The sequence below is a fragment of the Rhizobium mongolense USDA 1844 genome (genome assembly GCF_000419765.1).
Lineage (GTDB): Bacteria > Pseudomonadota > Alphaproteobacteria > Rhizobiales > Rhizobiaceae > Rhizobium > Rhizobium mongolense.
The window spans coordinates 1-1,395 of sequence record NZ_ATTQ01000091.1 but is presented as its reverse complement, the minus strand read 5'-3'; the positions used below and the strand labels follow the sequence as shown (position 1 = coordinate 1,395).

Below are 1,395 nucleotides of genomic sequence, written 5' to 3'. Positions count from 1 at the left end.
CACGGCCTGCCTGAAAAGCGCAGGGTCGGCCTCACGTGGCCACATTCAAACAACGTGACAACGCCCATGCTGGAGTTCTGGTTGCCGGAGGCATAGTGCCGCACGCCGGCTACTCGCAATAGGGTGGAGTGTCGGGAGTCGACAACAGTAGTACATCTTATAAGTGCACGAAACGTCGCGGAAGCGGCCCGGCTACGTCACCGTTTGACCGCTTGCCTATGTCGGATTGTCGAAACGGCGCTGAAACAACGGGTCCGGGACAGTCAACGGCGGATTTTGGATCGCTACAGAGGGAAGGAGCCGTCGAGAAAGCGCCTGCTCGTTCGGTGCCCTCGGAAGCGCATATAGATCCGCTCTTGTCGTCGATGCGAGAACATCTGGTGCTGGCAGGGACCGTATAAGCACGATGCTCTCGCTTATCTGCCCAGCAAGCGTGGGGTCCGACTTTAGGTAGCGGGTGAAATCCGCTGAGAAGTCGCTGGCAAGCTTCTCCTCCACCTTGCGAGAAACATCGTATTTCGCCTGGCGCTCGATTGCGGCGTTCGAAAACGTCTTATCGAGTGAGGCGAGCTCCTGCCAGGCACTTACAAACGTGCTGTTGTTGACGATATCGTTCTGCGAGCTGGCGATCTGTTCAAAGCGGGCCACCGCTTCTCGTGACACCTGCGCGAGATTGCCACTGACCTCGGTGAATTTTTTCTCGTCCGCCATACGGGAGGCAATAATTTTGTCGACAACCGCCTTCCGATCCGCGTCCGCAACGCCAGCATTAGTCAACCCGCGGCTCGCCAGCAGAATTGCCACAGTATCGTCAGCGGTGAGCCCGGCAAGTGCATCCGCCGAAAGGGTCGTCTCAGCGGGCTGGCTCGTGACCGATGGAAGGAGCGAATGGATGTCTGACCCCGTTCGAACGAGCGTTCCATAGAGCATCGATATCAGGAAAGGGATGGTGAGGCAGACCGACGTCCAGCCCGCGATTGCGAGCTTGGCCTCGCTCGCGCTCGCCGTGTTCGAGGCCTTGATAGCGAACAACCCAGCCGATCCGCCAATCAACGCAAACAGGAGCGGCAGCACATATTGAACGACCGGACTGCTACTCATACCGACGAGCAGGCCCGTCGTAATTCCGAGTGCAGCACAACCAAGATAATAGCCTAACATAAGACAACACCCCTTTGTATCGATGAACTTCGGAATGCCCGCCTCGGTTCGCTAGCGAGCTGCGACCGCTCTTGCTTGCGATCGTGGTCCACGCGCCGCGAAGGCGTTCGCGACCGGTTGATAGTGAAACTCATATAATGCTGCGCGCAACGCGAAGCGTTCATCCTCGGCAAGGCCGATGAAGGCCTGCAGCGCTTCATACAGCCCTCGCGATAGCCACACCATCTCTTCCGA

At 58.1% G+C, this 1,395-nt stretch carries 2 protein-coding genes; both read right to left on the bottom strand.

Annotation, left to right across the window (positions count from 1 at the left end; all coding sequences use genetic code 11):
* Positions 1–216 precede the first annotated feature (216 nt).
* Positions 217–1,161 carry a hypothetical protein gene (locus A3C3_RS0137260; protein WP_022719516.1) on the bottom strand — a complete coding sequence of 315 codons (945 nt, stop codon included), beginning with the start codon at positions 1,159–1,161 and terminating at the stop codon, positions 217–219.
* Between the two features lie 51 nt (positions 1,162–1,212).
* On the bottom strand, positions 1,213–1,395 hold a 183-nt coding region (locus A3C3_RS46510), incomplete at its 5' end, for a phospholipase D-like domain-containing protein (RefSeq protein ID WP_033420047.1).

Coding starts and splice junctions, on each gene's coding strand:
- A3C3_RS0137260 (WP_022719516.1), bottom strand. CDS start 1,161: ATGTTAGGCTATTATCTTGGTTGTGCTGCACTCGGAATTACGACGGGC.